This is a genomic window from Paenibacillus sp. JCM 10914, from assembly GCF_001315105.1.
Classification (GTDB): domain Bacteria; phylum Bacillota; class Bacilli; order Paenibacillales; family Paenibacillaceae; genus Paenibacillus_AQ.
This window is the reverse complement of record NZ_BAZR01000024.1, coordinates 56,237-81,754: the sequence shown is the minus strand read 5'-3', so window position 1 is coordinate 81,754 and position 25,518 is coordinate 56,237. Positions and strand designations below refer to the sequence as shown.

Genomic DNA, 25,518 nt, shown 5'->3' with positions numbered 1-25,518 from the left:
GGATAGAAGGCCCCGGAGCGGTTTGTGCTGTACGACGGTGGCTGATAGCCCTGCGGCGTGATGGTGATCTGTTCACCGGGCAGTGCATAATTTCGCAGTACGCCTTGCTGGATGCGGTAGATTTCCAAGTTATCGATCACCCAATAGGAGTAAGGTCGCTGTACGGTGTAGCGCTCGGTGACGGTTTCTTCCTCGGTTTGGGGGTCCGGAATCGTGGTTGGATTCCCGTCCGGACCTTCCGGTCCTTCCTGCCCGGGATCCCAGCTGAGGGTCCAAGTCTTCTCGATGTTGACTTCGAACGTGCAGACCCCGCTCATGTTGACAAAGGTATGCTGAAAGAGGTAGTTCCGCGCAATAATGTTGCCGTACAAGCTCTCGGAGGTCGGGATGCCTTGCAGCACATCAAAGCGTTCGCTTCCGCGCTGATCCGCTAGGATGCGGGCCGTGACGACCGGGTCCATGTACCGCCCGTTGAGGGCTTGACCGGGTGTGGGTGCGGTGCATGAAGCGGTAGAAGGGTCTGGAGGCGGCGGGGTACTCCCATTCTCATCTACTATGATGGTGATGGACGCGGTCAGTTGATACCCATCCTTACTCCAGATGGCGCTTATCCGTGCCGTACCTTTGCGTTCCCCTGTGACACGTCCACTGTTATTGACGGATACGGTTGCCACGGAATTCGTTCTCCATTCCGTCTCACTCGCCCGTGTCGCAACGTTAACCGGATTGCCATAGTCGCTCGATCCGGGAGCCATCGTCGCTACGAGAGCCTGCAAGTTAGCTTCCTCTCCGATTCGAAGCGTGGCCTTGCCTTTCACCTCCATTTTCTTCTGCTCAATGGCCTCGCTCGCCAGTATATATTTAGTGGCGTATAGTAGGCCGTCATATACTTGGTATATGGAAGAAAACACCCGCAAGAAGGACTCCATCTCGGCAAACCGGTATCTTCGTGCCGGAACTGCTTGTAAAGATTTGAACTCATTGCTTTCCTGCCTGTTTTGGAAGTAATCAGAACAGCTGTTTTTTGATCAGTAATTTCTAGCGCAGTAATCTCAGATTCTTCATCTTGACGCAATTCTACGGTTTTTACTTGAGCAATGATCTCATTTACTACATTATTGGAATGCACAGAAGTCCCTATATGATCCACATACTGACTCGGCCTATAAATTGGGTTTCTCGCCATCTCAATTTTGTCATAAACCTCACCAACAGCTGGCCAAGGATTGGAATCCGTTCCGATATTGTTGACATGAACATACCCTCCTGGAGCTCGGTAACTATCTGCGCGGAACCTTCCGTCATCGATCTGATACCAATACACTCCAGGATTTGAATTGCTCTGACCTTCTAGTTTTGTGATCTTTTTCTGATAGGCAGTAGGTCCATTCGCGGCATCAGGAAGAAACGTGGGAGGCTTTAAGGGCGTAATATCCTCTGGATCGGGACTAACCACGGCGATTGGTGCAGCATACGTTGTATTCTGTATGACGAATAATACGGATAATAATAAGCTCACTACCAAAGGTAGAGTGAAAGAAGTGAATTTCTTCATCCCGTACTCTCCCTGCTACTACTCTGGATTCGGGATTCGAAATGAGGTTAATGTGTTTAATTTCCCCATTGACCCGCCATTTTGGTCTGATTTCCATTCCCTATTCAAGAATCTATGCATCCAAAAACGATTAGGTACATCCTTTTTAAAGAATCCTGTCTTTATAAAATTGTCGGATTCCGGAATAACGTTGAGGTTAAATTTTGTGATAGTGCCGCTTTTAAAACCTCTGCCTTGCGTGAAATTATAGAGAGTGGAGGACATGAAAGCCTCATTTGTAAGGGATGTACTATCGTTTGGAATAACAGTAGCTTCGAGAAATACATTATATGCATCTCCCCTAACAGACCAGTTAAACCCCTTATCAATAAACATCTTCCCATACAAATTCTTCACCTGCCTGGCGAACTTGCATCGGCCACGATCATGCGGTGCACCGTCATCGTCCCCCGGTTATACATCATCGTGTACGGTTGATTGGCAAATCGATCAAAGCTAGCTATCTTATCCGTGCCCGCAATGGCACTGTATACATGCGGCGTGGCCGATGTAAGGTTCGTGCCCGTCAAACCGACTTCTCTCATCTCATTCAGATCCCGGTACTGACTCGGGTTCTTGTCCTGCACGTTTGAATATCGCGCGAGAATCGCTGCTACCTCGGCGCGAGTCGTCATCTTATCCGGTCCGAACGTCCCATCGGGATAACCGGTCATCAAGCCCGTGCCCAGGACAACGGATAAGTAAGGATAATCGGATTTGGCTAGTCCGCCCTTATAAAATTCGGCGACGGGCACAAGGGTATCTTTTGTATCCAATAGCGCCTGTTTGAAATTATCGTTCTTGGCAGCAAGGCCCGATGACATCCATTTTGCCATCTCTTTGCGAGTCAACGGCTTGCTTGCCTGGAAGCCGTTCGGATAGTCTGATGTAGATAGGAATCCCATAGCCATCGCCTCTTGTACCGCCGACTGCGCCCAATGGCCTGCTAAGTCGTTAAAGACTCCCGTTCCCTCGGCCAGGGAATTATTCGAGACCCTTGTCATTAACGCCGCGAACTCGGCCCGCGTAATATTCGCGTTGGGTCTGAACGTTCCATCTGCATACCCCTTGAAATACCCCCGACTTACAGCCGAATCAATCGCCTTCACAGCCCAGTGGCTGGCAGGAACATCCTTGAATTTTGCTGCACCGCTCACCGGCTTCGTAATCGATAACGTTGCGGCCGCTATGGAAACAACGAACACGGCAAGCACAGCCTTAAACATTTTCCTTCTAGCATATCTCCTCATTCCAGTTCTCCTTCGTATTCATTTTATATACACCTATGTACTCCCGTATCGGATCTCCTTCCTACGCCCTTGCTTAGGGACATTGTGCCGCCTGTTCTCTCCACTTCCTCCACGAGTACTGGTTATCCGGGGAGAGAAATTGTAGATATTTTACCATATAATTCTTTTATATTGGGATTATATTCCTATATTAGTTCTTATTTACTACCTTTCTTCACAACTTTGCAACTCCTTTATCTTCAAGCAACACAAATAAGGCCTCCCCTGGTATGTACTTCACTTACCAGGGGAGAGCCTTATCGATTCCATATATTATTCAGTTACAATGTCATAGATGAGAATTGGTGCTTCTGCATGGTCAGCAATTCGGATGCTTTCATACAGCTTCTGTTTCACGTCATCGACGTTCTCACGATTAGCGTGAATTGTGACGAGTGAGTCGCCCTTCTTCACAGAGTCGCCAATCTTCTTGTTCAGCATGAGGCCCACTGCCAGGTCGATCTCTGACTCTTTCGTCGCACGTCCTGCACCGAGCAGCATCGCAGCGGTACCAATCTCATCGGCAATCAGTTCGGCTACTACGCCATCCTGTTGTGCCGGTAATTCGATCAGGTACTGTGCCTTCGGCAAACGATTCGGGTCATCGACAACAGACGGATCACCGCCTTGATTCTGGATGAATTCCTTGAACTTATCCAGCGCCTTGCCGTTTCGAATGACTTCCTTCAGCATTTTCTCCGCATCTTCTAGCGAGTCGGCCTTCTGCGCAAGGAAGACCATTTGTCTGCCAAGTGCAAGGCACAGCTCTTCCAGGTCCTTAGGTCCCTCGCCGCGAAGCGTATCAATCGCCTCGCGCACTTCGAGTGAATTGCCGATGGCTGCCCCCAGGGGCTGACTCATGTCGGAGATGACGGCCATCGTCTTCCGGCCGACGTTGTTGCCGATGCTAACCATGGCATGCGCCAATTCCTTGGCGTCCTCTACGGTTTTCATAAACGCGCCTGACCCAGTCTTCACGTCTAATACGATCGCATCGGATCCAGCGGCAATCTTCTTACTCATAATCGAGCTGGCGATGAGCGGAATCGAGTTCACCGTTGCCGTCACATCCCGCAGCGCATACAGTTTCTTATCCGCCGGTGTAAGATTTCCCGTCTGACCGATTACCGCGATCTTATGCTCATTCACCAGCTTCACGAACTCGTCCTTGGTGATCTCCACATGAAAGCCCGCAATGGACTCCAGCTTATCAATCGTCCCGCCTGTATGACCGAGTCCGCGTCCAGACATCTTCGCAACGGGAATATCGAGAGCGGCTACGAGTGGAGCCAAGGCAAGCGTCGTGGTATCTCCCACTCCGCCAGTGGAATGCTTATCCACCTTGACCCCTTCAATTGCGGACAGATCAATGGTTTCACCGGATTCCACCATCGCCATCGTTAGATCCGCCCGTTCCCGGTCCGTCATATCCTGAAAATAGATCGCCATATTCATGGCACTCGCTTGATAGTCAGGAATGTCGCCTTGGGTGTATCCCTGGATGAAAAAATGGATCTCTTCTGTTGTCAGTTCCTTGCCGTCGCGTTTCTTCGCAATGATGTCAACCATTCTCATCGTATATTCTCCTCACGTTTGCGATGATGTGTTGCTTCTAAATCTTGATTACAGCGAAATGGCCGTATCTAGCGCCACTTCCATCATGTCGTTAAACGTCGTTTGACGCTCCTCGGACGAGGTTTCTTCACCAGTCAGCAGATGATCGCTTACCGTCAATATCGTAAGAGCGTTCACACCGAATCGGGCTGCAATCGTGTACAGTGCCGTTGTCTCCATCTCCACGCCAAGAACGCCGTGCTGCATCAGTTTCTCTACGACGGATTTATCTTCGCGATAGAACACATCGGACGTAAACACATTGCCGACGTGCATCTTCAATCCCTTGTCCTTACCACGCTCGTAAGCACCAAGCAAGAGCGGAAAGCTTGCAATCGGAGAGAAGTCATAGCCATTGAAATGATGACGATTCATGCCGGAATCAGAACATGCCGCTTGCGCCAATATGACGTCACGCACATGTACGTCCTTCTGCATCGCGCCGCAAGTACCTACGCGGAACAAATTTTTCACGCCATAGTCCGAAATGAGTTCATTGACATAAATGGCAATCGAAGGAACGCCCATTCCTGATCCTTGTACGGATACACGCTTGCCTTTATAGGTTCCAGTAAATCCGAGCATGCCGCGCACTTCGTTATAGCAAGTCACGTCCTCCAGATAGGTCTCGGCGATAAACTTAGCCCGCAGCGGATCGCCCGGCAGCAGAATCGATTCCGCAATATCCCCTGGTTTCGCTCCAATATGTGTGCTCATATCCCATTCCTCCACTGAACTCGAATTATGATTTCAATTCATTCCAAAAGCTTGTGCCGTGAACCGGCAGCTTCACACCGAAATTCTCGGCAACGGTGGCGCCGATATCGGCGAACGTCTTCCGCAGCGGCAATTCTTTGCCTTCCGTAAATCGTGGCGAATAAACGAGCAGCGGTACATATTCGCGAGTATGGTCCGTGCCCTTATAGGTTGGATCGTTCCCGTGATCGGCCGTAATAATCAGCAGGTCGTCGCTCGTCATTTTCTCCAGCACTTCAGGAAGTCGTTGGTCATAATCCTCCAGTGCCTGCCCATAGCCCTTCGGATCGCGGCGATGTCCATACACCGCATCAAAATCGACCAGGTTCAGGAAGCTGAGACCTGTAAAAGATTCGTCCAGGGTCTGCAGCAGTTTATCCATGCCATCCATATTGGACACGGTTCGAACCGCTTTCGTGATGCCTTCTCCGTCATAAATGTCGGAGATTTTGCCAAGCGCAATGACATCAAGTCCAGCATCCTTCATCTCGTTCATGGTGGTGCGTCCAAACGGCTTCAAGGCATAATCATGGCGATTGGCCGTGCGTTTAAAGCTGCCGACTTGGCCAATGAACGGTCTGGCAATAATCCGGCCGAGCATATACGGATCTTCCAGGGTGATTTCGCGGCAGAACTCGCAGATATCATACAGCTCTTGCAGCGGAACGATATCCTCATGAGCGGCAATCTGGAGAACCGAGTCTGCAGAGGTGTAGATGATCAGGGCTCCTGTGTTCACATGTTCTTCCCCAAGCTCCTCAATGATCTCCGTACCACTCGCAGGTTTATTCCCGATAACCTTACGTCCCGTCTTCTCCTCGATACGCTGAATGAGTTCATCCGGAAAACCATCCGGAAACACTCGGAATGGCGTATCGATGTACAGCCCCATAATCTCCCAATGGCCTGTCATCGTGTCTTTGCCGTTCGAAGCTTCCTGCATCTTCGTATAATACGATCGAGGCTTGTCGGCAACCGGCACACCTTCGATCTCTCGTATGTTGGAGAGGCCGAGCGCTGCCATATTCGGCATATGCAGCCCTCCGGTTGCGCCAGCGATGTGCCCAAGCGTATCTGACCCTACGTCATCAAAATCAGCCGCATCCGGCGCTTCGCCGATTCCGACAGAGTCCAGTACAACGAGATGGATTCGGTTAAAACGTTCCATATACGTACTCCCCTCTTATACATGATTAAATCATCAACATATCAATACTCTCGCTTGTATGTTTCCTATAACACTTTACTCCTTAGAGGAACAAACCTGCAATCGTTGCAGACAATACGCTTACGAGTGTTGCGCCATAGAGCAGCTTCAAGCCGAAACGTGCCACGACATTCCCTTGTTTCTCATTCAATCCCTTCACGGCACCGGAGATGATACCGATGGACGAGAAGTTCGCAAACGAAACCAGGAATACCGAGACGATACCCATCGTACGTTCGGACATGTTTGTGAAATTGGCCAAATCCAGCATCGCCACAAATTCATTCGATACAAGCTTCGTCGCCATGATGCTGCCGGCATCGACAGCTTCGCTCCATGGGACCCCCATAACAAAAGCAAAAGGAGCAAAAATAAAGCCCAGCATCTCCTGAAACGTGAATCCGAAGGCCAAATCGAACAGGCCGTTGATCATGGCAATCAAAGCAACGAAACCGAGAAGCATCGCTGCGACCGTAATCGCCACCTTGAATCCATCCATGATGTACTCGCCGAGCATCTCGAAGAAGGACTGCTTCTCCTCTTCCTGAACTTCGAGTATATCCTCTTCCTTCGAAACCTTGTATGGGTTCACGATCGAAGCGATGATGAAACCACCGAACAGGTTCAGCACCAGTGCGGTAACGACGTATCGCGGTTCGATCATCGTCATGTACGCACCGACAATCGACATCGAGACGGTAGACATGGCGGATGCGCAGAGGGTATACATCCGGTGTTTCGGTATTAACGCAATCTGCTTTTTCACCGAGATGAACACCTCGGACTGACCCAGAATGGCCGAAGCCACCGCATTGTAAGACTCCAGCTTGCCCATGCCGTTAACCTTGCTCAAGACAAGCCCAATATATCGAACAATAATCGGCAGCACCTTAATATATTGAAGTATCCCGATCAATGCCGAGATAAAAACGATAGGCAGCAGCACGTTCAGGAAGAATGGGTTGGCCCCTTCGTTAACAACGCCACCGAATACGAATTCGATCCCTGCACCAGCGTAGTCGAGCAGTGCCTCAAACGTATTCGCGATCCCTAATACAAGATACTCACCAACACTCGTATTCAGCAGTATGAATCCGAGAATGAGCTGAAGCACAATCATAACAGCCAGCGGACGGTAACGGATATTGCGTTTATCGTTACTGATCAAGAATGCCAGTCCAAATACGACCAACAGACCTAGTATGGCGATTATAAATTTCATCGTCGCAGTTCCCCCATAGATGTGTCGTTATATTCACGAAGATAATTGTTCAACTCTAACTTTCAGTTCAGGTTCAGACCATCCATGAAATCTTTAATACGATGACGACGATTGGCCACCCTCCATAATTTTCACGCCGGAACTGGCTCCGATGCGAGTAGCTCCCGCTTCGACCATGCGTACCATATCTTCTTTGCTGCGCACCCCGCCAGAGGCTTTAACACCTGTGTGCTCGCCAACGGTTTGTCTCATCAAGGCCACGTCTTCGACAGTGGCTCCGCCTGTGGAGAATCCGGTCGAAGTCTTAACAAAGTCCGCTCCGGCTTTCACAGACAATTGCGATGCGCGCACCTTCTCTTCTTCATTAAGCAGACTTGTCTCGATGATCACCTTGACCAAGGCTTTTCCTTTAGCCGCTTCTACTACCGCCTGGACGTCTTTCAATACAAGCTCATCCTTACGATCCTTCAAAGCACCGATGTTAATGACCATATCCACTTCCGTGGCGCCGTTGCTTATCGCGTCCTTCGCTTCAAACGCCTTCACAGCCGAAGTCGAAGCTCCAAGTGGAAAGCCAATAACGGTACAAACCTTCACCGTGGTACCAGCCAATTGTTCCGCGCAATAAGATACCCACGTAGGGTTCACGCATACGGAAGCAAACTCGTATTGCTTGGCTTCCTCCGTAAGCTTCTTGATCTCAGCCTCCGTTGCATCCGCCTTCAATAATGTGTGATCAATCAATCCTGCTATATTCATTCTTTTTTACACTCCTCGACATGAGAATTGGGTTGTATTTTATCCAAAAATAGTTCTGACGAAACTCAGCATATCACAGGCTTGAACACATGTAAAACCAATGTTGAAATTATGTTCAGGCTAGTGACGCCCCAATTTTTTCATCTAAAGGCAGAATCTTATTTACTATGCTCTATACCCGTTTCGATTAAACATAAACAAGCAATTCCCTGGCTTTCAAACCTACACACAGCAAAAAAAAGACACCTTATCCATCAGAAAAAATCACATGGAGGTGCCTCACAACCATTATGGAAATGTAACTGATATCTAGAACTCTTGCAGCAATGCCTGCGCCGTATACTGATCCGTCACGAGAATATTGGCATATTTACCGATCAGCGCCGCCCGGATTGCATCCTGCTTCAACACGCCACCGGCTACAAGGATCGATTTCTCCTTCAATCTCAGCTCCTCGAGATTGATTCCGATCGTCCGATTGTTGATATCTTCGCTGCATACCTTGCCTGCCGCGTCAAAGAATCGGGAACAGATATCACCTGCGCCTTGTTCCTGCAGCAATCGCTGTTCTTGCTCACTAAGATAACCGAGTCTGAATAGCAATGCATCCTCATGAACGGTCCCCACCGTAAAAATAGCGATGTTCGCCTGCTTGCCAAGCTCAATAATCCGCTGGATGTGCCGATCTCGCTCCACCATCTCTTTCAATTCCACGGTATCAAAGATGACGGGCAGCGGTAAATACCTCGCCATCGTATGGTATGCTTCAGCGAACAGGTGGACCGTCTCTGCTGCATAGGTGTTAATATGGGATTGACTGACCCCGCCCTTGAGCTGCACAACCTCTACACCGCGAACAGGTTTAGGTTGCAGTTCCCGTGCGACGGCATGCATCGTCGTCCCCCAAGTCACTCCGATTATATCCGAATCCTGCACGGTCTCATGCAAGTAGCCTGCGGCCTTTTTGCTAATATGCTTCTGAATCTCACGATATTCATTGGCAGGCGAATAACTAACCAATACCTGCTCCAAGTTGTACTTCTTCTGCACTTGCTCGCCCAGCGCATCCAGATCCTCAAGCGGATCAACGATCTGAATCTGTACATACCCCTGCTCTTTGGCATGCTGCAACAGCCTTGAAACCGTCGGCCTTGAGACTCCTAATCTCGCCGCAATCTCTTGCTGGCTGAAATCCGACATATAATATAACCTTGCCGCCTCGATGCTGAGGCGCTGTTTCTCTTGATCCATGATTTAACCCACTTTGCATATTTTGAATTGGGTTCATTATACAGTGTTCCGAATTAAATTTCGAGAAGCGTGACCATGCGCAAAAAAAACGCATCCCCAAAAACAACCGCTCATGAGGATGCGTCTTATTCTTATCGATTATTGACTAATTCCAGAGGGGATACCCGACCGTAAGAAACTTTGGCACCTTGAACCGGTGCTGCCCAACGAACGGCATTGGTGATGACTTGTTGAATCTCCGGTTGATGATAGGTAGGGAAAGCTTCGTGGCCCGGTCTGAAATAAAACACCTTGCCGCGCCCCCGCTTGTAACAACAGCCGCTGCGGAACACCTCGCCGCCTTCGAACCACGAGATGAACACCAGTTCATCCGGTGCTGGTATCTCAAATCGCTCCCCGTACATCTCCTCTTGCGGAATCTCAATATATTCGCCGAGACCTTCCACGATCGGATGCGTAGCATCGATGACCCACAGACGCTCCTTCTCGCCGTCATCCCGCCATTTCAATGCGCCGGTATTCGTACCAAGCAGGCGCTGGAAGATCTTTGAGGCATGGCCGGAATGCAATACGATCAGGCCCATTCCGTCCAGCACGCGCTGACGTACTTTTTCCACGATATCGTCCCTGACTTCGCCGTGCGCGACGTGCCCCCACCAAAGCAGCACATCCGTCGACGCAAGCACATCATCCGTTAAGCCATGATCAGGATCGTCCAATACCGCCGTCCGTACATTAAATTCTTCCCCTGGTTCCAGAAAGCCGGCAATCGTCTGGTGAATCCCTTGCGGATATATTTGGGCAATAGCTTCGTTATGTCTCTCATGTCGATATTCATTCCATACGGTAACATTCAGTTTAGCCAATGGTCGTATCCTCCTTGTTTATCAACGATCTGGTATTTCCCAACCGCCTTCATGTCAATTCCTCACAAGTATAGGCTGTGTTACAATGAACGGGAATGTGTGAAAGTTACTCTTTTTGTACAAAAGCGACTTCATGTCAGTTTATCGAGAGGTGTATTTCATGCTATCCATGAACGCAGATTATGTCCCCCGAATCAAGTTAATGGGGTTTGTCTCCTACAAGAATCCCTGGATTCACTTTAAGCGCACCACCCACGAATGCGTTCTTTATTTCGTTAAGAGCGGTGAGCTCCACATGCGCGAGAACGGTGTCGACTATGTGCTGAGGAAGGGTGATATGCTCGTACTGGAACCTCATCTGGAGCACGAAGGTACTCGCAAGCATCCCTGCGACTATTACTATATTCACTTTGAGCACCCGGATGTCCACCCAGCTGCCGAGCGTTCCTCATCCTTACTTGCTAAACAGTGGATGATAGGCAGTAACAGCAGTCCTGCTTCAGGCTATGACAACAGACAACTTTATTTCCCCAAAGTCTATACGCTAAACCAGAAGAAAAGCCTGCATCATATGTACCGTGCCCTAAGCGAGATGCTGCAATTATACAGGCGCAAACACTTTAACCGCAGTCTCACAGCCCTTAAGTTCATGGAGATGCTGATCGAACTGTCTCGGGAAAGTCTGTTTGACGAACTTGAGCGGAATAATCCTCACACCAAATCCTACATGAAGGTACACGCGCTCCTAGATTACATCCATGAGCATTATGCTGAGAAGATCACCAGCTCGGATATCGAGCAGCGCTTCGAATGCAACTATGATTACATCAATCGGGTGTTCACCAAGCTGACGGGACACACGATCATGCGCTACGTGAACCAGGTTCGCATCAATCATGCCAAAGAGTTAATTGAAGCGACTCACCTCAGCTTCGGCGAGATTGGTTACTTAACCGGTCTTGACGATCCTTTCTATTTCAGTAAATTGTTCAAGAAATACGTAGGCTTGTCGCCCAATCAATACTATAAACAAGTACGAGATCAGGAATAGCAGAGATAACAACACATGCGTGGATAACTTAATGCTCGATCGAAGTTGTACGGTTATGTGGATGGGGATAACTCGCTTACATGTCAATTTATCCGCAGTATGGCCTTGTACTTCTCCACATTCATCCACAAACGCTGGATAACTTGCTTGTTCATCGGGGAGAAATCATATCAATTGGTTCAAGGTACCGGGATAATGTTCATAACTCTGTGTATATCAAGCATCAGGCGGATGTTATACACAGCTCTTATGCGAGCTTCGCTTTTAAGTTGGCATTTTGAACCCACAGCCTATTGTTTGCATTTTTTTATTTCACATTAAAAAGCCAAGGACGAAAGTTTTCTTCTTCGCCCTTGGCTCCTAATTAGATCAATCCCGCATATTCCAGTCCGTGACGAATGCCACCGTCATTCACGTGCTTGGTTACGAAGTTCGCCAGCGGCTTCACTTCCTCGTGAGCGTTGCCCATCGCGATTCCAAGTCCTACATACGATAACATTTCCTTATCATTCAGCCATCGCCGAACGCTACTGCCTCCTCCGGTTTGATCCCAAGATGCTTCAATACCGCTTCGATTCCCTTTGCCTTTGAACCATCTCCCGGGATCACATCGGTTGCGACACGATGCCAGCGTACAAAGCTCAGATCGGCAAACGGTGCTTCGGATGACGTATACAAGCTTTCCTCATGGGACTCGCAGTACAGCAGCGCTTGGTACACCTTCGCTTCCTTCCAGTAGCTGCTCCGATAACCCGGCACCTCCACATGAAGATCATTGAATGATTCGGCAACGTACGGATGCTCTTCATGGTTAGCATATCCCGCTTCTGCGCCTTGCATAACAATCGGATGGTTATGAGACAACGCTAAATTCTCCAATACTTCCAGCGTCTTCACGGATATAGGGTTCTCGTACACCATGTTTCCCTGATGAACCACGTAGGAACCATTAAAACTTACATATGAATCAATACCGAGTTGCTCGGCATAATGTCCAAAATAATAGGGTGCCCGCCCGGTTGCAATGAACAAAGCAATATCTTGCTGTTTCAACTGGTTGATCGCATCGATGGTATCCTGCGGGATCACCTTCTCCTCATTCACAAGCGTTCCGTCAATATCAAAAAATACGGCTTTGTAACTCATCGTATGACTTCCTCCTCTTATCGTAGATCTCTATATATTATTTACGTCCATAGTCGGCCTTAATCTCTCCCCAGACCTTCGTCTGCCACTTCAATACCTTATTCTCATACGTGTTCGTTCTGAGCCAATGCTCGGCCCTGTCTACCAAATCCCATATCTCCTTGGTTGAAGCATCGCGGGGCAAGGTGGATACGGCTTTCTTTTGCTTCAGCCATTTCATTGCATTCATGGAATCGGTATACACCGTCTTGTTGCTACCAAGCTTCTTCAAGTAAGCCAGCGCGTGAACGATGGCCAGGAACTCCCCTAGATTGTTCGTCCCCTTTGGTATGGGGCCGCAGGAGAACAGGACATCGCCTGTCTGCGTATCCACGCCTTTATATTCAACCGGTCCGGGATTTCCGCGTGTACCGACATCGACAGAGATGCTGTCATAATCGATCTCACCCGGATCTGCCACTACTGCTGCAGAACTATTGCGCTTATAGCTGCTTGACGTCTTCGTTCCCCCGCCGCTGCTAGACTGCTGCCCCCAGTAGTTCTTATAGCCTGCAGCGAAAGCCTTCTCCGCTTCGTCCCTGGATTCGAATGCCTTGAACTTGGCTCCCGTAAACTGGTTGACCTGCTGCTGACAATCCCCCCAGCTTGTATAAATACCGGGTACGTTGCCGACCCAGACGACATAGTACTTTTGCTTCGCCATTATGTACCTCCATCCTGAACGATCCTCTCTAGCGTACTATATCACATCCAGCAAAACCAATAAAAAAAAGCGCCATCGTCTCCGACCCGCTTTCTGTGTTTGACCTTATTCAACTGTTCGTGTTTGCTTGGCTTCACTCGCACATGTTGCGACATCGCCCCATAATCTGCATTGGTCTTCCTTAACAGCACATCAGTCCATGTTCCTGCACGTTCCGCCTTGCGGAGCGCTTTCTGTGTTCTTGTACGGGCCATATGCGGCTCACACTCCTTCATCATTCGCGATGATTCTATTGTATGTCATTTGGATTCGGATGGGAACCCGGAAGCCTGTCTCGAATACTTCATCTAGAGACAGGCTTCTACTTAATCATAAGGTTTTATCTAAGTTTGCGTCCTTCCGTCAATCGAACCCAGAAGCCGCCTTTGAAGTTCTTGGGCTCATGAGAAATAATAAAAGCTTGCGGCGACAGCTTACCAAGCGTCTCCATCAACCGCCGCTCATTCTTCCGCTTCACAAGTACCTGCAAGACGAGCCGTTGACCATCCTTGCCATCAGCAGCCCATGCGGTCACGCCATATCCCCGCTCGCGGAGCGTAACGGCAAGATCGGTCTCCAGAGAGTTCACGATCACCTGCACCACGATATAACCTAATGCCAAATACTCTTCGATTCGGCTTCCAATATATACGCCTAATCCAAAACCAATACAGTAAGCTGCCATATTCGCAGGATTGTCCAAATTCTGTAGCACCAAATTCAGTCCGAGCAAGTATACGAACACTTCCAACATAGACAGCGCTGAGGCAAGGCCTCTTCTACCTTTAATCATCAAGATCAATCGAAGCGTAAATATCGATACATACACAACATTAATGCCAATAATGGAGCCAACCAACGCCCATGAAATCATACCTCCACTCCTTTGCCACACACAACTTTCCCTACAATTACAACCAATAAACAAGGGCCACATTCTACTCTCAACACGTACTACCCTATGTTTACCCGAATGCCAATCCACTGAAGCCACCACTATCATTTACCCATACCTGCCATCGTAACCACCTTATTGTGAAAGTAATCCCTTCAGGGACAGATGAATCAGGGCTAGCGTACATTCTGATGATAATAGGTATTTATCTGCCGTTTAAGAGGGATTCACCCATACAGAGGTAGGAATAGTTGCGTAGTATAAATCAAATCTAAGGAGGTGCTAAAATTTGGGAAGTTCTTCTAGAAGAAAAAAATTGTATGCTCTTATAAAAATAGAGAGAGAAGTGCTGCACGCCAAGAAAAAGAGATGTCCATCTCACGGCGGCCATGTGAATCGTCGCTGTCAAAGAGGACCACGTGGACCTATTGGACCGCAAGGGCCAAAAGGAGCACTCGGACCTATCGGCCCCATTGGACCGCAAGGGGCTGTTGGACCCGCTGGTCCATCCACTGGAACTCCTGGACCGACTGGACCTGCCGGAGCGACTGGACCGACTGGACCTGCCGGAGCGACTGGACCTGCCGGAACTATCGGACCCGTTGGGCCAATCGGACCTACTGGAGCTGCTGGAGCAGCAGGCGCGGTGGGTCCTGCTGGCGCCACTGGAGCTACAGGAGCTACTGGCCTTCCCGGCGGTGGAGCTATCATCCCATTCGCATCCGGTCTGCCGCTGGCATTGACAACCGTATTAGGCGGATTAGTAGGAACGATTGGTTTGGTTGGCTTCGGTATCTCCGGACCTACCGTTACACTCGCAGGCGGAGAAGTTGACATCACAGGTGCCGCAGGAACTGCGCTTAACTTTGCATTCAATACACCACGCGCCGGTACTATTACAGGCATATCAGCAACATTCAGCAATACATTAGCGCTGGATTTGCTCGGAACTACAGTTACAGTCACTGCACAGCTGTATAGTGCACCAGCCACAAGTAACATATTTACCCCTATCCCTGGTGCTCTCGTAACGCTGGCTCCGCCGTATACAGGGACAATCATTCTTGGAACTGTGAGCAACGGATTCGTGGACGGTCTTGCTATCCCTGTTGCAGCCAATACCCGCTTGTTAATGGTCTTCTCCACAACCGCAACTGGCTTGACTCTTGTAACTGCCCTTGCCGGTTACGGTAGTGCAGGTGTAAGCATCATCTAAGCCGGGTTTCGAAGCAGACTTGACTTAATAGACCTATAGCAATAGGGCATCCACAGGTCTTTACGGACCTCGGATGCCCCATTCTTCATGTAGCTATGCTTTTTCCCATTTTTCCTTAAAGAATAATTGATATACTCGGGTGACAACAATCTTGAGGATCATATATACAGGTACCACGAGCAGAACCCCAATAATTCCGCCTATATCTTGTCCGACCAAGACCAGGATAATAATACTGATTGGATGTATGGCAAGCTGCTTGCCGAATATATACGGCCCAATCAGATTATCCTGGATCTGCTGAGCAGCGAGAATAACGATCAGGGACCAGATCGCCGTCGCAGGCGACTGGATAAATCCGATAATGACAATTGGAATCGAAGAAAGAATGGCCCCGATGAACGGAATGAAGTTGGCAATGACAGCCACAACCGTTAACAACAGCGCATAGGGTAAGCCAATGATTAAGAAGCCTATGTACATTAATACACCAAGGGCGAGATTGACAAGCACCCTGCCCACGATGAAGCCTTTCAGCGCATTATTGATTTCATCCAATACCGATGCGCCGTCTTCCTTAAACCGATTCGGCAGAAAGCTGACGGCCTTCTTCCCAAACTTGGCCCCCTCCTTCAGCATGTAATACAGAAGGATCGGGAACATGAACAATACGATGGCAAAGGTCGACACGAACGAGAACAGGTTCATAATATAATCTGTCAAGAAGACAAATCCCCGATTCAAGTATTCCGTCAGTTGTGTAAGAGGATTAACGTCCTCGGGAAACACCTGCTGAAAGAACGCGCTATTCTCCAATTCTTCCAGTTGTTTACCCAGTGCGTTAAACAGAGCCGGCGCATTGTCCACCAGCGCGACGATCTGATCTCGCAGCGATGGCCACACACCAATGCTGAAACCTGTAAGTATCCCTGCAAAGACAACATAGATGAGCAGAATGGCAAGCGAGCGGTTCATCTTTTTCTTCTCAAGGTAATCGACTAGCGGCCGCAGTAAATAGAAGAAAAAACCTGCCAACATCAGCGGGATCAGGATGATGGAGAAGAACGAAAGAACAGGCCTGAATATAAAGTCAACCATCGATCCCAGATAGATGATGATCAAAATCAGAATCACGGCGAGACAAAACTTGAAAAACTTGTTCATTTTCAACAAAACACGCCTCATCTCCAGTTGTTTCTTTCATCCTATCATGACAGCAAGTTAGGATTCAAATGAAAGCGGTCAGGTACCGTTATATACTTCTGTGCTAGGCTCACGTATAATATGGGCATTGCAGGCTCGACCTGACGTAGTACGTAAGTATCAATCGAATGGCACACCGGATTAAATCATTTGCATCAGGAGATTACTAAAGTATTAGGAGGGAATATTCTTCATGTATGGCGCAACGACATCCATTATTCTTAGCTTGATCATCATACTCAATATTATATTCGCCGTGTTTGTTGTATTTAAAGAACGGCGGGACGCTGGCTCTACCTGGGCTTGGCTGCTTGTACTATTCTTTATTCCCATCCTTGGATTCGCACTTTATCTCCTGTTTGCCCAAAACCTGAGAAGAATCCGCTTATTTCACTGGGACGACCTACAGAAGACAGGCATTGAGAACGTGCTGCTGTCTCAAATGAAAGGGATCGGCAAGGGAGATTTTCACTTCCGCAATCAGGCCGCTGAAGACAACAGCGATTTAATACATATGCAGATTAACGAGAACCAAGCGATACTTACGGATGATAATCATGTCGATATATTCACGGATGGACGGAAAAAATTTGATCGTCTGTTCCAAGACATTGAGGAAGCCGAAGATTACATCCATCTTCAATACTACATTATTCGCCGGGATGAACTAGGGAAGAAACTCATGTCCTTATTAACCAAAAAAGCTAAGCAAGGCGTTAAGGTCAGAGTATTGTACGATGAACTCGGTTCAAGGCAGCTAACCAAAGGATTCTTCAGAGCTTTCCGTGAAGCCGGCGGAGAGGCGGAGGCATTCTTCCCGTCCAAGCTGCGCTTCATAAATCTACGTCTCAATTATCGGAATCACCGCAAGCTCGTGATCATTGATGGCAACATCGGTTATGTTGGCGGCTTTAATGTAGGGGATGAATACTTAGGACTGAATTCCAAATTCGGGTATTGGCGTGACACCCACCTTCGCATTCAAGGAGAAGCTGTATACGCAATGCAAGTCCGATTTATTCTCGATTGGAATCAGGCTTCGCATCATCATGATATCTCCTACGAATCAAACCTGTTTCCCAAGATCAATTCTCCCGGCAACGTTGGCATCCAGATCGTGACCAGCGGACCGGACTCAAGGTATGAGCATATCAAGAACGGTTATATCAAGATGATTACATCGGCCAAGAAGTCCATCTATATTCAGACGCCTTATTTCATCCCGGATGCCAGCCTGCTCGATGCCCTTCGAATCGCAGCCCTATCAGGGGTAGAGGTACATCTGATGATTCCGGACAAGCCGGATCATCCTTTCGTTTATTGGGCGACCTTGTCCTACATTGGCGAGATGTTGCAAACTGGAGCTAACGTTTATCTGTACAACAACGGTTTTATTCATGCCAAGACCATCATCATTGATGAGAGCATTGCTTCGGTAGGTACAGCCAACATCGACGTTCGCAGCTTCAAGCTGAACTTTGAGGTGAATGCCTTCCTGTATGACGAACAAATATCCAGGGAATTAACGGAGATATTCCATGAAGATTTGCGAGTATCCCGCATCTTGACGATGAAACACTATCTGGAGCGGTCTCGCTGGGTAAAGTTTAAGGAATCGATCTCTCGGCTGCTGTCTCCGATCCTCTAGTTCGTTTTCCGGGTTACAGAACATAACAGTCCAGGAGAATTGGGAGCATATCTTCCTGGTTATAATGGATTGTGAGGACTGAATTCATGAATCTAGAGAGGATGTTAACTATGGCCAAACTTACACCGTATATTTTTTCGGAAGATTCCAAAGCACAAGCAGCGTTCTATATTGCCGCACTCGGAGGAGAGGTCATATCCGTGCAAACGCATGGTGAGATTCCCGGAACCAAAGAAGAAATGAAAGACAAGGTAATGCATTTAAGCCTTGTTGCAGGCGGTATTCCGATGTACATGGCTGATACGGTATTCCAGAAGCTCGATCGCGGCAATGGCATACATCTTTCCCTATCGTTTGAGAGTGATGACGAGGCACATGGAGCTTTTGATCGCTTGGCTGCTGGAGGCAAGGTGATCGATCCTCTGAAAATCCAATTTTGGGGGGCGCTATTCGGCGTGCTGGAAGATAAGTATGGGGTGTTATGGCAAGTCACGACTGAAGTTGAAGCTAACTAGACAATACGGCCCACCAAGAGATGACTTGGCGGGCCGTTCTCATTTATGTCAAGTTGTTGCTTCACTCCACTGTTTGGCGATCTCTGTCGCAGCCGATCGGCCCTGAGCCAATATATCGTTCTTGTCCAGAACCGCATGGCCTTGGGCGCGGATAATCGTGTAATCGGTAATGCCCATAAACGCGAACATCGACTTTAAATATTTATGCGAATATTCAACCTCGCTATACCAGTCGTTCTCAGTGTAGATACCGTCACTGCCCTGTATGACCACGATGCTTCTACCATCGGTGAGCAGTCCTTCGGAGCCATGCTCCGTATATCGGAACGTCTCCTTCGGAATGATGATATTATCCATATAATCCTTCAGCTTGGAAGGCACATTGAAATTATACAGTGGCATCGCAATTACGTAATGAGTCGCTTGCTTAAACTGCTGCAAGATTCCCATCATTCTCCCCAGCGCCCGCTCTTCATCCTCGGTAAGATGATCTCCGCTCTCCATCTTCCCCCACCCGTTCAGCAAGTTGACATCAATCGCAGGGATGTATTCACGGTACAAATCGATCTGCTCTATCCAGTTCTCCGGATTTCGCGCCTGATACTCGCTAATAAAGTGTTCCAATACTTGCAGACTTAAAGATTCCTCGCACTCGACTCTAGGATGGGCATTAATGATAAGGGTTCTGTCCATAGGTTTGCATTCTCCTTTAATATGTTTTATCACTCACTACAGTCTAAAAGTTGATCGTTATCACCTCCTTTCAAAGACATTTGTTTGCACATACAAATATTATTGAATGAAAAACAAAGACTTAATCTTTATTTTCCAGTTGATCGCTAACCGCATACAGCCGCTGAGATAACTCATCCCCTTCATCATGGCCCAAGATGGCGCCATATCGGCTGCGCAGATTGTTCCAACACTCATAAATTACGTTCTCAAGTGCCTTCCCTCTATCCGTTGTATAAATCAATGACATTCTTCCGTCCACCCGGTTATACACCAATCCTTTAACGATTAATTTCTCAACCAAGCGGGTGACGGTGGAGGGCTGAAGGTGCAGAATTTCGCCTAATTCCTTCTGCGAGATACCTTCTTTCTCATATACGCTCATCAATAAGTAGGCATACGTTGGCGACAATCCGCTTGCGGCAAACTCGTCTTCCGCCATCTTGGTAATTACCCGGCTAAGACGATTGGCCGTGAAGTAAAGACATTCCTTAATATACGTATTGAGCATACAGGTTACCTCTTTCCCTAAACTTATCATTCTGATTCGCCATTTATTGTTTGCACATACAAATATAACGGAGATGTTGGCAAAAGTAAAGTGGCAGGCTCCAGGACATCATGCCCGAAATACCTGCCACTCATGGGATTTATTCAATATAACTCTGATCCATATAGAGTACTTCCCACAGATGACCGTCTGGATCCTGAAAGCTCCAGCTGTACATAAACCCGTGATCTACCGGATCATTGGAAGGCGATCCCCCTGCACCTAAGGCCTTGTTCACAATCTCATCCACCTGTTCTCTGCTCTCAGCAGACAAGGCGATAATAACTTCTGTGGTGGTGTTTGCATTGGACAAATTCTTCTTGGTGAAGGTCTTGAAATAATCTTCCGTCAGCAGCATCGCATAAATGTTATCTCCAATAACCAGAGACGCTGCGTTCTTGTCCGTGAATTGCGGATTAAATTCAAAACCGATGGCGGAGAAAAATTCTTTCGTTTTATCCAAGTCACGGACAGGCAGGTTCACAAAAATATTCGAACATTTCAAAGCCATATTCAATCACCTCTTCTATTTGATGATTTCATTCTAACTCTTGTCCTGATCCTGCATTTCTTCTTAATTGCTATGTTCAAAACAAGTCTTATCGCTTACAATGTTAGTTCATGTCATAGATGTCAACATAAAGGAGCCTACCGCTATGATGGATCAATCGCTGGAAATATACATTGAAGCTGATATTGAGGAAGTTTTCCCTTATCTCATAGAAGACGAGAAACTTAGGTTATGGAACTCGTTTGTTATCGAAAATATATATGAATCCGAGGAAGAAAGAAAGTTGCCCGTCCCCGGTACAAGATATACCTCTGTGCAGCGCATTGATCAGAAAGTCAGGCACTTTCCAGCTGAATATGTAGAGTACGATCCTCCCTATCTTATTACCGTCACAACCACGTCCAAAGAAGGACTCAGTACAACCAGGTACAGCCTGTCCCGATCAGGAAGCGGTACGCTCGTTCGTATTTTGGCGTCTGCTGCACCAAGCAACTGGTATTACACAATCATCGGTAAGCTGATGGGGGGCTTGACCAAGCGGCTCGTCCTCAAGCCGCAATTCAATCAACTGAAGCGTGTAGTAGAACAATATCAACACCCGGCCATGAAGCGAGATCATCTGAACTAGACATTTCTCCTGCATGTACGCGAACAAAAGATGCCTCCAAGCAACAACACTGCCACTTGTGAGACATCTTTTGTACATAAACTACTCGTTAGATAAACCCAGCGTCCGCAGCATTCTCATTACGGTCACCACGGTCTGCGCTTTGGTAACGGTCGACTTCGGATCGAGTCGGGTAGCGGATACTCCCTTCAGAATGTTCTGATCTACCATAAAGGCAACAGATGCCTGCGCAAAGGAAGAAATGTCCGCGCGATCCGTAAACTTGCTTAACGATACGAGGCTGACATCGTTCTTCTTGCCCGCATAATCCAACACGTTGCTCAAGATGACTGCCAACTCTTCACGTGTAATTGGGCTGTTCGGATCAAAGATATTGCCTGTGCGCCCCTTTACCAAGCCGGCCGCTTTCGCAGCTGCTATGTCTCTGGCATAACTCGATTCGGCGTTTACATCTGCGAAATTGGAATAGCTGTCGTCCGGAAGGAGACCGAGCGCTCTAACGATGACCGCTATGATTTCAGCGCGTGTCATGGTGTTGCCTGGGCCGAATATACCTTCACGCTCACCGGCTGTAATCCACTGAGCAGTTGCCTGTGTAATATCCTCTTTCGCCCAATTCGGAATCGCATCGAGGAACCGTATATCCTGCTGCACGAGAGCGTATATCCCGTTGCCCGTTTTCTTAATCTCCACGGTCACGGTACCATCGGTATTGGTCTTGAACAAGGTCGGTACGGAACGCAGCTCATGGTTAGCTGATATATAAACTACGCCGGCTGCACGTTTGGTATTGATTTTGTTTGCATCCACGGTCACAAACTCACTGACGTAGGTTTTGCCGAAATGCTTAAGTTCGGTTGTGCTCTTGTCAGCATTCAATTGTTCGAGTTTGAACAGTAGCGGACTGTTCAGTGCTTCTTTGCCTTTGAGGAGCGATGCCACTCTTGCTGCTTCGGTTGCCGTTGGAGCTATGATCGATACTTTCACATGACCGGAAACCGAGATCAGCGAAGCCGGTATTCGGTATTCAATGCCGTTAACGATAACGGACAAGCTCGCTTGAGCTCCTTTTTTGGCAACGGCTGCAATAACCTCTTGCGGAATTTCTATCTCCGCCTGCTTCGCCCCTTCTCCAGCATGAATCTGAAAGTTGAAGGAATTCGATTGATTAATGCGGTTAATTGCTGCCGTTGTTGGTAAGGTAACTACAGCCTTATCTCCTGTTAGTACAACTTTCACTTCAAGCTGATTCTCGGCTTTAGGCGGTTGTGGAGGTGGTGTTGAACCTGATCCTCCGGATCCGCCAGAACCACCTGTTTCGCCGGAACCATCCGATCCACCCGCACTGTTTCCTGAAGTCGTGACGCTCAACTGATTCGAGGCACTGGAGACACGGTTAATCTCATCCTCCGTTCGATCCACCGCGAGCACATGGATCTTATAGTTCGTGGAAGCACGCAGACCGCTGATCGTAAAGTTGTTAGCCGAAGCCCTCCCATTCCACGCGTTGTTGACATATACCTCGTACTCCGTTGCTCCATTCACTTCATCCCATTTCACTTGAATGGAGCCAGCGCCAACACTTCCCAGCGATAGATTGGCAGGAGCCGGAAGCGCCGAAGGGTTCTGGGCTCCGTTGATCGGAAGGTCGTGAACAAGCTGCGTCGTTAATGTTCGATTCCTGTCACTGCTAATATCCCAGCTCATGACGCCAGCGAGATCCAGCGATTTTACGATAGAAGCCGTGTACTTCATAGTGTTCTCATCGTTGTAAGTGATAAACACTTTATTCTGGTCATTGTAGAGATAAGCGACTTTGGCCGATTCGTTCCAATAACGCTTGTAGCCGTTCTGTTCGATGTAGTTATCCTCAAGATCGCTGAAGTCGAAGATGGCCGCTTCCCATGATCCAAAACCCGTACCACCTTTATTGCAAGCCTGATACTGGCCGATTGGACCGCATCCATCCCAACCCTTGCCATAGTAAGGTACACCCACCACCAATTTGTGATTCGGTACCCCACCGTTCAAATGACCCATCAGGCCGCCAAGCACATGATTTCTCGGAGCTGATGGTCTTGGTAGATTCTTATCATAGAATAACGGAGCGTTATGATGACCCATTTCGTCACTCTTACCACTGTAATCATAGGCCATGATGTTGACAAAATCGAGATACTGCACCGAGTTCGTAAAATCCGCGTTTACCGTAAAGTTATCCCCCTGCCCGGAGGCAATGGTTAACAGATAATACTTCCCGTCTTCCGATCCGGCAGCATCAAGTGCCTCCCGTACCGTTTTCATTAACAAGGTGAAGTTCTCCTTATCTTCGGGTCCGCGCGAGTTAGTCTCTATCCCGCCTTCCACGGGGTATTCCCAATCAATATCGAGGCCGTCGAGATCGTAAGCTCTGAGGAAATTAACCGCCGAGTTGGCAAATGTCCGTCTGGTCTCTTCTGTCCGTGCCATGTTCGAGAAATTTTTGGACCAAGACCAACCTCCCACCGATATCATCAGCTTCAAGTGCGGTGAATCCGTCTCTCGCTTACTTACAAATTTACTCATATTCTCAAGATCCTTCTCCACATCGCCTACAACCATCTCACCATCATGGACATAGCGGTCTTGGAGAGGGATATTCTCGTTGCTGCATTCTTTTCCGGCTGTGCTGTACAGCTTCCAACATAAATCTGCAAAAGCATAGTTAATGTGGGTAATCTGTGAAACGTCCACTCGTTCAGGTTGGAAACCACGGGCGTATACCGACCATGCTGTATAATAAGTTATATTATTATAGTTGCTTCCAGGAGTGGCAGTAATAGAATCGCTTATTGATGAAGACCATAAACTGTTCTTTGCCTCAACCCGGTACTCATAAGCTTGGTCTTTCACTAGACCTGTGACGGTATATCGATTATTACTGGACGAGCCGATCCATTCCTCCCCCTGATAAATATCGTAAGATGTTGCGCCAGGAGTAGGTGCCCAGCCCAACGCCACGGTTGAAGCTGTGGCAGTAATAATCTGCAGCCCTTGCGGCCGCGCGAGTTCCCCCCATATCATCGTAACCGCATTACTATCAAGAGACGATGACGGATTTAGTGAAGGATTCTGGGCTCTGGCCATAAACGTATATGACTCTCCAACCTGGAGCGATCCGTAAGTTACCTGGGTTCCTTCCTCATAACGGTGGTAATTTCCATTCAGGTATGTATCATATCCTGTTGCTTCAGGGCTAGCCCCCCATTCCAGCGTTGCACTATCCGCCGTAACGGCGATGACTTTCATATAACTGGGTGGCGCTAGCGGTGCCTTTTCATAAACGATGCTGCCATCGTCTTCATCAGTCGTGACGACAAGGGGCTCACTCCCTTCGGCACCACCCACGTTTACTTTAACTGTAATCGTATAACGCGTAGCTGGTTGCAAGTTAGCTAACTTGAAAGGTTCCGCACCTGACGCCCATTTCCCTTCTGAACCTACTTCATTTTGAATCGTTACCCAATATCCAATGGCCCAAGGATCAACATCTTGTACGGGGTCCCACTTCACTGTAATTGAATTGAATGTCTTCTCGACTAATTCTAGATTTTGTGGCGCAGCATATGCAGCGCTTGTTAGCGATACTGGATCATTACTGATACTAACTGCAGAATCATCTGAGGGGGGTCTACCTTCGTCTGCATAGGATGCAGGCGCGCTGAACAACGGAGTCCATATGAGTATTAGTGCGAGGAACCAAACCATCCATCTCGGGTGCTTCGTCATCATTCGTGTCACCGATTTCACCTCTGTTCATAAATTTCATTGCATGGATCATTACAACATCATGACTTATCCATTGTGCAAGTTACTGAAATTCAGGTGTTCGAAAGCGGTTACTTGATTTGCTGGATTACGGAAATTACGCTTGATTGCCCTCCTTTCGTGCATTCACTTTTAATGCTATAAAAAATTGATATATGGATATCATGGAACCTGACCGCCTGATTGAGAAGGGATACATTTATATAATGAAAGGGATAAATATTTACAATTCTTACACTTTGCAAGGAAATGTGATACTTATCAAGGAAACCATGCTGAAGAGCGCCTTGGATCAACAAAAAAGAGCCTCCACGAA

The 25,518-nt window shown here is 48.0% G+C and carries 23 protein-coding genes and 1 pseudogene; 5 read left to right on the top strand and 19 right to left on the bottom strand.

The window, feature by feature from the left end:
• The 10 genes from JCM10914_RS21230 to JCM10914_RS21180 form a co-directional block, all read right to left on the bottom strand.
• Positions 1-818, bottom strand: an 818-nt coding sequence (locus JCM10914_RS21230) for a DUF5704 domain-containing protein (RefSeq protein WP_036719424.1), incomplete at its 3' end; no start/stop codon positions are given.
• The gene (locus JCM10914_RS21225) at positions 815-1,555 is read right to left on the bottom strand and encodes a hypothetical protein (RefSeq protein ID WP_023964491.1); all 741 of its coding nucleotides are present in this window, start codon (positions 1,553-1,555) and stop codon (positions 815-817) included. The genes JCM10914_RS21230 and JCM10914_RS21225, both read right to left, overlap by 4 nt.
• Positions 1,556-1,947: 392 nt before the next feature.
• Positions 1,948-2,844, bottom strand: coding sequence for an S-layer homology domain-containing protein (locus tag JCM10914_RS21215; protein WP_081739864.1), 897 nt, complete (start codon positions 2,842-2,844; stop codon positions 1,948-1,950).
• Between the two features lie 312 nt (positions 2,845-3,156).
• On the bottom strand, positions 3,157-4,458 hold the full coding sequence (locus tag JCM10914_RS21210) for a pyrimidine-nucleoside phosphorylase (RefSeq protein WP_023964487.1): 1,302 nt from the start codon (positions 4,456-4,458) through the stop codon (positions 3,157-3,159).
• A 48-nt stretch (positions 4,459-4,506) separates the two neighbouring features.
• The gene (gene deoD / locus JCM10914_RS21205) at positions 4,507-5,214 is read right to left on the bottom strand and encodes a purine-nucleoside phosphorylase (RefSeq protein WP_023964485.1); all 708 of its coding nucleotides are present in this window, start codon (positions 5,212-5,214) and stop codon (positions 4,507-4,509) included.
• Positions 5,215-5,239: 25 nt separating this feature from the next.
• A complete protein-coding gene (gene deoB, locus JCM10914_RS21200; RefSeq protein WP_023964483.1) occupies positions 5,240-6,421 on the bottom strand; it encodes a phosphopentomutase in 1,182 nt (393 codons plus the stop codon).
• Between the two features lie 82 nt (positions 6,422-6,503).
• Complete coding sequence (locus tag JCM10914_RS21195) at positions 6,504-7,682, bottom strand: NupC/NupG family nucleoside CNT transporter (RefSeq protein ID WP_023964481.1); 1,179 nt, start codon at positions 7,680-7,682, stop codon at positions 6,504-6,506.
• Positions 7,683-7,775: 93 nt separating this feature from the next.
• Positions 7,776-8,441, bottom strand: a complete 666-nt coding sequence (gene deoC, locus JCM10914_RS21190) for a deoxyribose-phosphate aldolase (RefSeq protein WP_023964479.1) — start codon at positions 8,439-8,441, stop codon at positions 7,776-7,778.
• Between the two features lie 309 nt (positions 8,442-8,750).
• Positions 8,751-9,692, bottom strand: a complete 942-nt coding sequence (locus tag JCM10914_RS21185) for a sugar-binding transcriptional regulator (RefSeq protein WP_023964477.1) — start codon at positions 9,690-9,692, stop codon at positions 8,751-8,753.
• A 131-nt stretch (positions 9,693-9,823) separates the two neighbouring features.
• Positions 9,824-10,558 (bottom strand): ThuA domain-containing protein, encoded by a 735-nt coding sequence (locus JCM10914_RS21180; protein ID WP_023964475.1) that lies wholly within the window; start codon positions 10,556-10,558, stop codon positions 9,824-9,826.
• A 160-nt stretch (positions 10,559-10,718) separates the two neighbouring features.
• Here JCM10914_RS21180 and JCM10914_RS21175 point away from each other — a divergent pair, with 160 nt between their 5' ends.
• Positions 10,719-11,609 (top strand): AraC family transcriptional regulator, encoded by an 891-nt coding sequence (locus tag JCM10914_RS21175; RefSeq protein ID WP_023964473.1) that lies wholly within the window; start codon positions 10,719-10,721, stop codon positions 11,607-11,609.
• A 364-nt stretch (positions 11,610-11,973) separates the two neighbouring features.
• On the opposite strand, the pseudogene JCM10914_RS21165 reads toward JCM10914_RS21175, so the two are convergent.
• The 4 genes and pseudogenes from JCM10914_RS21165 to JCM10914_RS21150 all read right to left on the bottom strand — a co-directional run bounded on the left by JCM10914_RS21165 (position 11,974) and on the right by JCM10914_RS21150 (position 14,371).
• A pseudogene (locus JCM10914_RS21165) lies at positions 11,974-12,755 on the bottom strand (Cof-type HAD-IIB family hydrolase).
• A 37-nt stretch (positions 12,756-12,792) separates the two neighbouring features.
• Positions 12,793-13,458: a ribonuclease H gene (gene rnhA, locus JCM10914_RS21160; protein WP_023964466.1), complete on the bottom strand. Its 666-nt coding sequence runs from the start codon at positions 13,456-13,458 to the stop codon at positions 12,793-12,795.
• Positions 13,459-13,499: 41 nt separating this feature from the next.
• Entirely contained in the window at positions 13,500-13,712 is a 213-nt protein-coding gene (locus JCM10914_RS21155) for a hypothetical protein (protein ID WP_023964464.1), read from the bottom strand.
• A 125-nt stretch (positions 13,713-13,837) separates the two neighbouring features.
• On the bottom strand, positions 13,838-14,371 hold the full coding sequence (locus tag JCM10914_RS21150; RefSeq protein WP_023964462.1) for a DUF2179 domain-containing protein: 534 nt from the start codon (positions 14,369-14,371) through the stop codon (positions 13,838-13,840).
• Between the two features lie 310 nt (positions 14,372-14,681).
• On the opposite strand from JCM10914_RS21150, the gene JCM10914_RS28580 reads away from it, so the two are divergent.
• The gene (locus JCM10914_RS28580) at positions 14,682-15,608 is read left to right on the top strand and encodes an exosporium glycoprotein BclB-related protein (protein ID WP_023964460.1); all 927 of its coding nucleotides are present in this window, start codon (positions 14,682-14,684) and stop codon (positions 15,606-15,608) included.
• Positions 15,609-15,701: 93 nt separating this feature from the next.
• Here the strand turns inward: JCM10914_RS28580 and JCM10914_RS21135 are convergent, their stop codons facing one another.
• Positions 15,702-16,781, bottom strand: a complete 1,080-nt coding sequence (locus JCM10914_RS21135) for an AI-2E family transporter (RefSeq protein WP_023964458.1) — start codon at positions 16,779-16,781, stop codon at positions 15,702-15,704.
• Positions 16,782-17,004: 223 nt separating this feature from the next.
• Here JCM10914_RS21135 and cls point away from each other — a divergent pair, with 223 nt between their 5' ends.
• Together cls and JCM10914_RS21125 are read left to right on the top strand one after the other, a co-directional pair.
• Positions 17,005-18,459 (top strand): cardiolipin synthase, encoded by a 1,455-nt coding sequence (cls, locus tag JCM10914_RS21130; RefSeq protein WP_023964456.1) that lies wholly within the window; start codon positions 17,005-17,007, stop codon positions 18,457-18,459.
• A 110-nt stretch (positions 18,460-18,569) separates the two neighbouring features.
• Positions 18,570-18,974 (top strand): VOC family protein, encoded by a 405-nt coding sequence (locus tag JCM10914_RS21125; RefSeq protein WP_023964454.1) that lies wholly within the window; start codon positions 18,570-18,572, stop codon positions 18,972-18,974.
• A gap of 48 nt (positions 18,975-19,022) precedes the next feature.
• Here JCM10914_RS21125 and JCM10914_RS21120 read toward each other — a convergent pair whose 3' ends face one another.
• The 3 genes from JCM10914_RS21120 to JCM10914_RS21110 all read right to left on the bottom strand — a co-directional run bounded on the left by JCM10914_RS21120 (position 19,023) and on the right by JCM10914_RS21110 (position 20,767).
• A complete protein-coding gene (locus JCM10914_RS21120) occupies positions 19,023-19,667 on the bottom strand; it encodes an FMN-dependent NADH-azoreductase (protein ID WP_023964452.1) in 645 nt (214 codons plus the stop codon).
• Positions 19,668-19,788: 121 nt separating this feature from the next.
• A complete protein-coding gene (locus JCM10914_RS21115; RefSeq protein ID WP_023964450.1) occupies positions 19,789-20,217 on the bottom strand; it encodes a MarR family winged helix-turn-helix transcriptional regulator in 429 nt (142 codons plus the stop codon).
• 139 nt (positions 20,218-20,356) lie between these two features.
• Positions 20,357-20,767: a VOC family protein gene (locus tag JCM10914_RS21110; protein WP_023964448.1), complete on the bottom strand. Its 411-nt coding sequence runs from the start codon at positions 20,765-20,767 to the stop codon at positions 20,357-20,359.
• Between the two features lie 145 nt (positions 20,768-20,912).
• On the opposite strand from JCM10914_RS21110, the gene JCM10914_RS21105 reads away from it, so the two are divergent.
• Entirely contained in the window at positions 20,913-21,395 is a 483-nt protein-coding gene (locus JCM10914_RS21105; RefSeq protein ID WP_023964446.1) for an SRPBCC domain-containing protein, read from the top strand.
• 81 nt (positions 21,396-21,476) lie between these two features.
• On the opposite strand, the gene JCM10914_RS21100 is transcribed toward JCM10914_RS21105, so the two are convergent.
• The gene (locus JCM10914_RS21100; protein WP_036719411.1) at positions 21,477-25,166 is read right to left on the bottom strand and encodes a glycosyl hydrolase family 18 protein; all 3,690 of its coding nucleotides are present in this window, start codon (positions 25,164-25,166) and stop codon (positions 21,477-21,479) included.
• Positions 25,167-25,518: the final 352 nt, after the last annotated feature.

Bases quoted from the DNA above. Each gene is read 5' to 3' on its own strand.
- JCM10914_RS21225 (WP_023964491.1), bottom strand. From the start codon at position 1,555: ATGAAGAAATTCACTTCTTTCACTCTACCTTTGGTAGTGAGCTTATTA.
- JCM10914_RS21215 (WP_081739864.1), bottom strand. From the start codon at position 2,844: ATGAGGAGATATGCTAGAAGGAAAATGTTTAAGGCTGTGCTTGCCGTG.
- JCM10914_RS21210 (WP_023964487.1), bottom strand. From the start codon at position 4,458: ATGAGAATGGTTGACATCATTGCGAAGAAACGCGACGGCAAGGAACTG.
- deoD (WP_023964485.1), bottom strand. From the start codon at position 5,214: ATGAGCACACATATTGGAGCGAAACCAGGGGATATTGCGGAATCGATT.
- deoB (WP_023964483.1), bottom strand. From the start codon at position 6,421: ATGGAACGTTTTAACCGAATCCATCTCGTTGTACTGGACTCTGTCGGA.
- JCM10914_RS21195 (WP_023964481.1), bottom strand. From the start codon at position 7,682: ATGAAATTTATAATCGCCATACTAGGTCTGTTGGTCGTATTTGGACTG.
- deoC (WP_023964479.1), bottom strand. From the start codon at position 8,441: ATGAATATAGCAGGATTGATTGATCACACATTATTGAAGGCGGATGCA.
- JCM10914_RS21185 (WP_023964477.1), bottom strand. From the start codon at position 9,692: ATGGATCAAGAGAAACAGCGCCTCAGCATCGAGGCGGCAAGGTTATAT.
- JCM10914_RS21175 (WP_023964473.1), top strand. From the start codon at position 10,719: ATGCTATCCATGAACGCAGATTATGTCCCCCGAATCAAGTTAATGGGG.
- rnhA (WP_023964466.1), bottom strand. From the start codon at position 13,458: ATGGCGAAGCAAAAGTACTATGTCGTCTGGGTCGGCAACGTACCCGGT.
- JCM10914_RS21155 (WP_023964464.1), bottom strand. From the start codon at position 13,712: ATGGCCCGTACAAGAACACAGAAAGCGCTCCGCAAGGCGGAACGTGCA.
- JCM10914_RS21150 (WP_023964462.1), bottom strand. From the start codon at position 14,371: ATGATTTCATGGGCGTTGGTTGGCTCCATTATTGGCATTAATGTTGTG.
- cls (WP_023964456.1), top strand. From the start codon at position 17,005: ATGTATGGCGCAACGACATCCATTATTCTTAGCTTGATCATCATACTC.
- JCM10914_RS21125 (WP_023964454.1), top strand. From the start codon at position 18,570: ATGGCCAAACTTACACCGTATATTTTTTCGGAAGATTCCAAAGCACAA.
- JCM10914_RS21120 (WP_023964452.1), bottom strand. From the start codon at position 19,667: ATGGACAGAACCCTTATCATTAATGCCCATCCTAGAGTCGAGTGCGAG.
- JCM10914_RS21115 (WP_023964450.1), bottom strand. From the start codon at position 20,217: ATGCTCAATACGTATATTAAGGAATGTCTTTACTTCACGGCCAATCGT.
- JCM10914_RS21110 (WP_023964448.1), bottom strand. From the start codon at position 20,767: ATGGCTTTGAAATGTTCGAATATTTTTGTGAACCTGCCTGTCCGTGAC.
- JCM10914_RS21105 (WP_023964446.1), top strand. From the start codon at position 20,913: ATGATGGATCAATCGCTGGAAATATACATTGAAGCTGATATTGAGGAA.
- JCM10914_RS21100 (WP_036719411.1), bottom strand. From the start codon at position 25,166: ATGATGACGAAGCACCCGAGATGGATGGTTTGGTTCCTCGCACTAATA.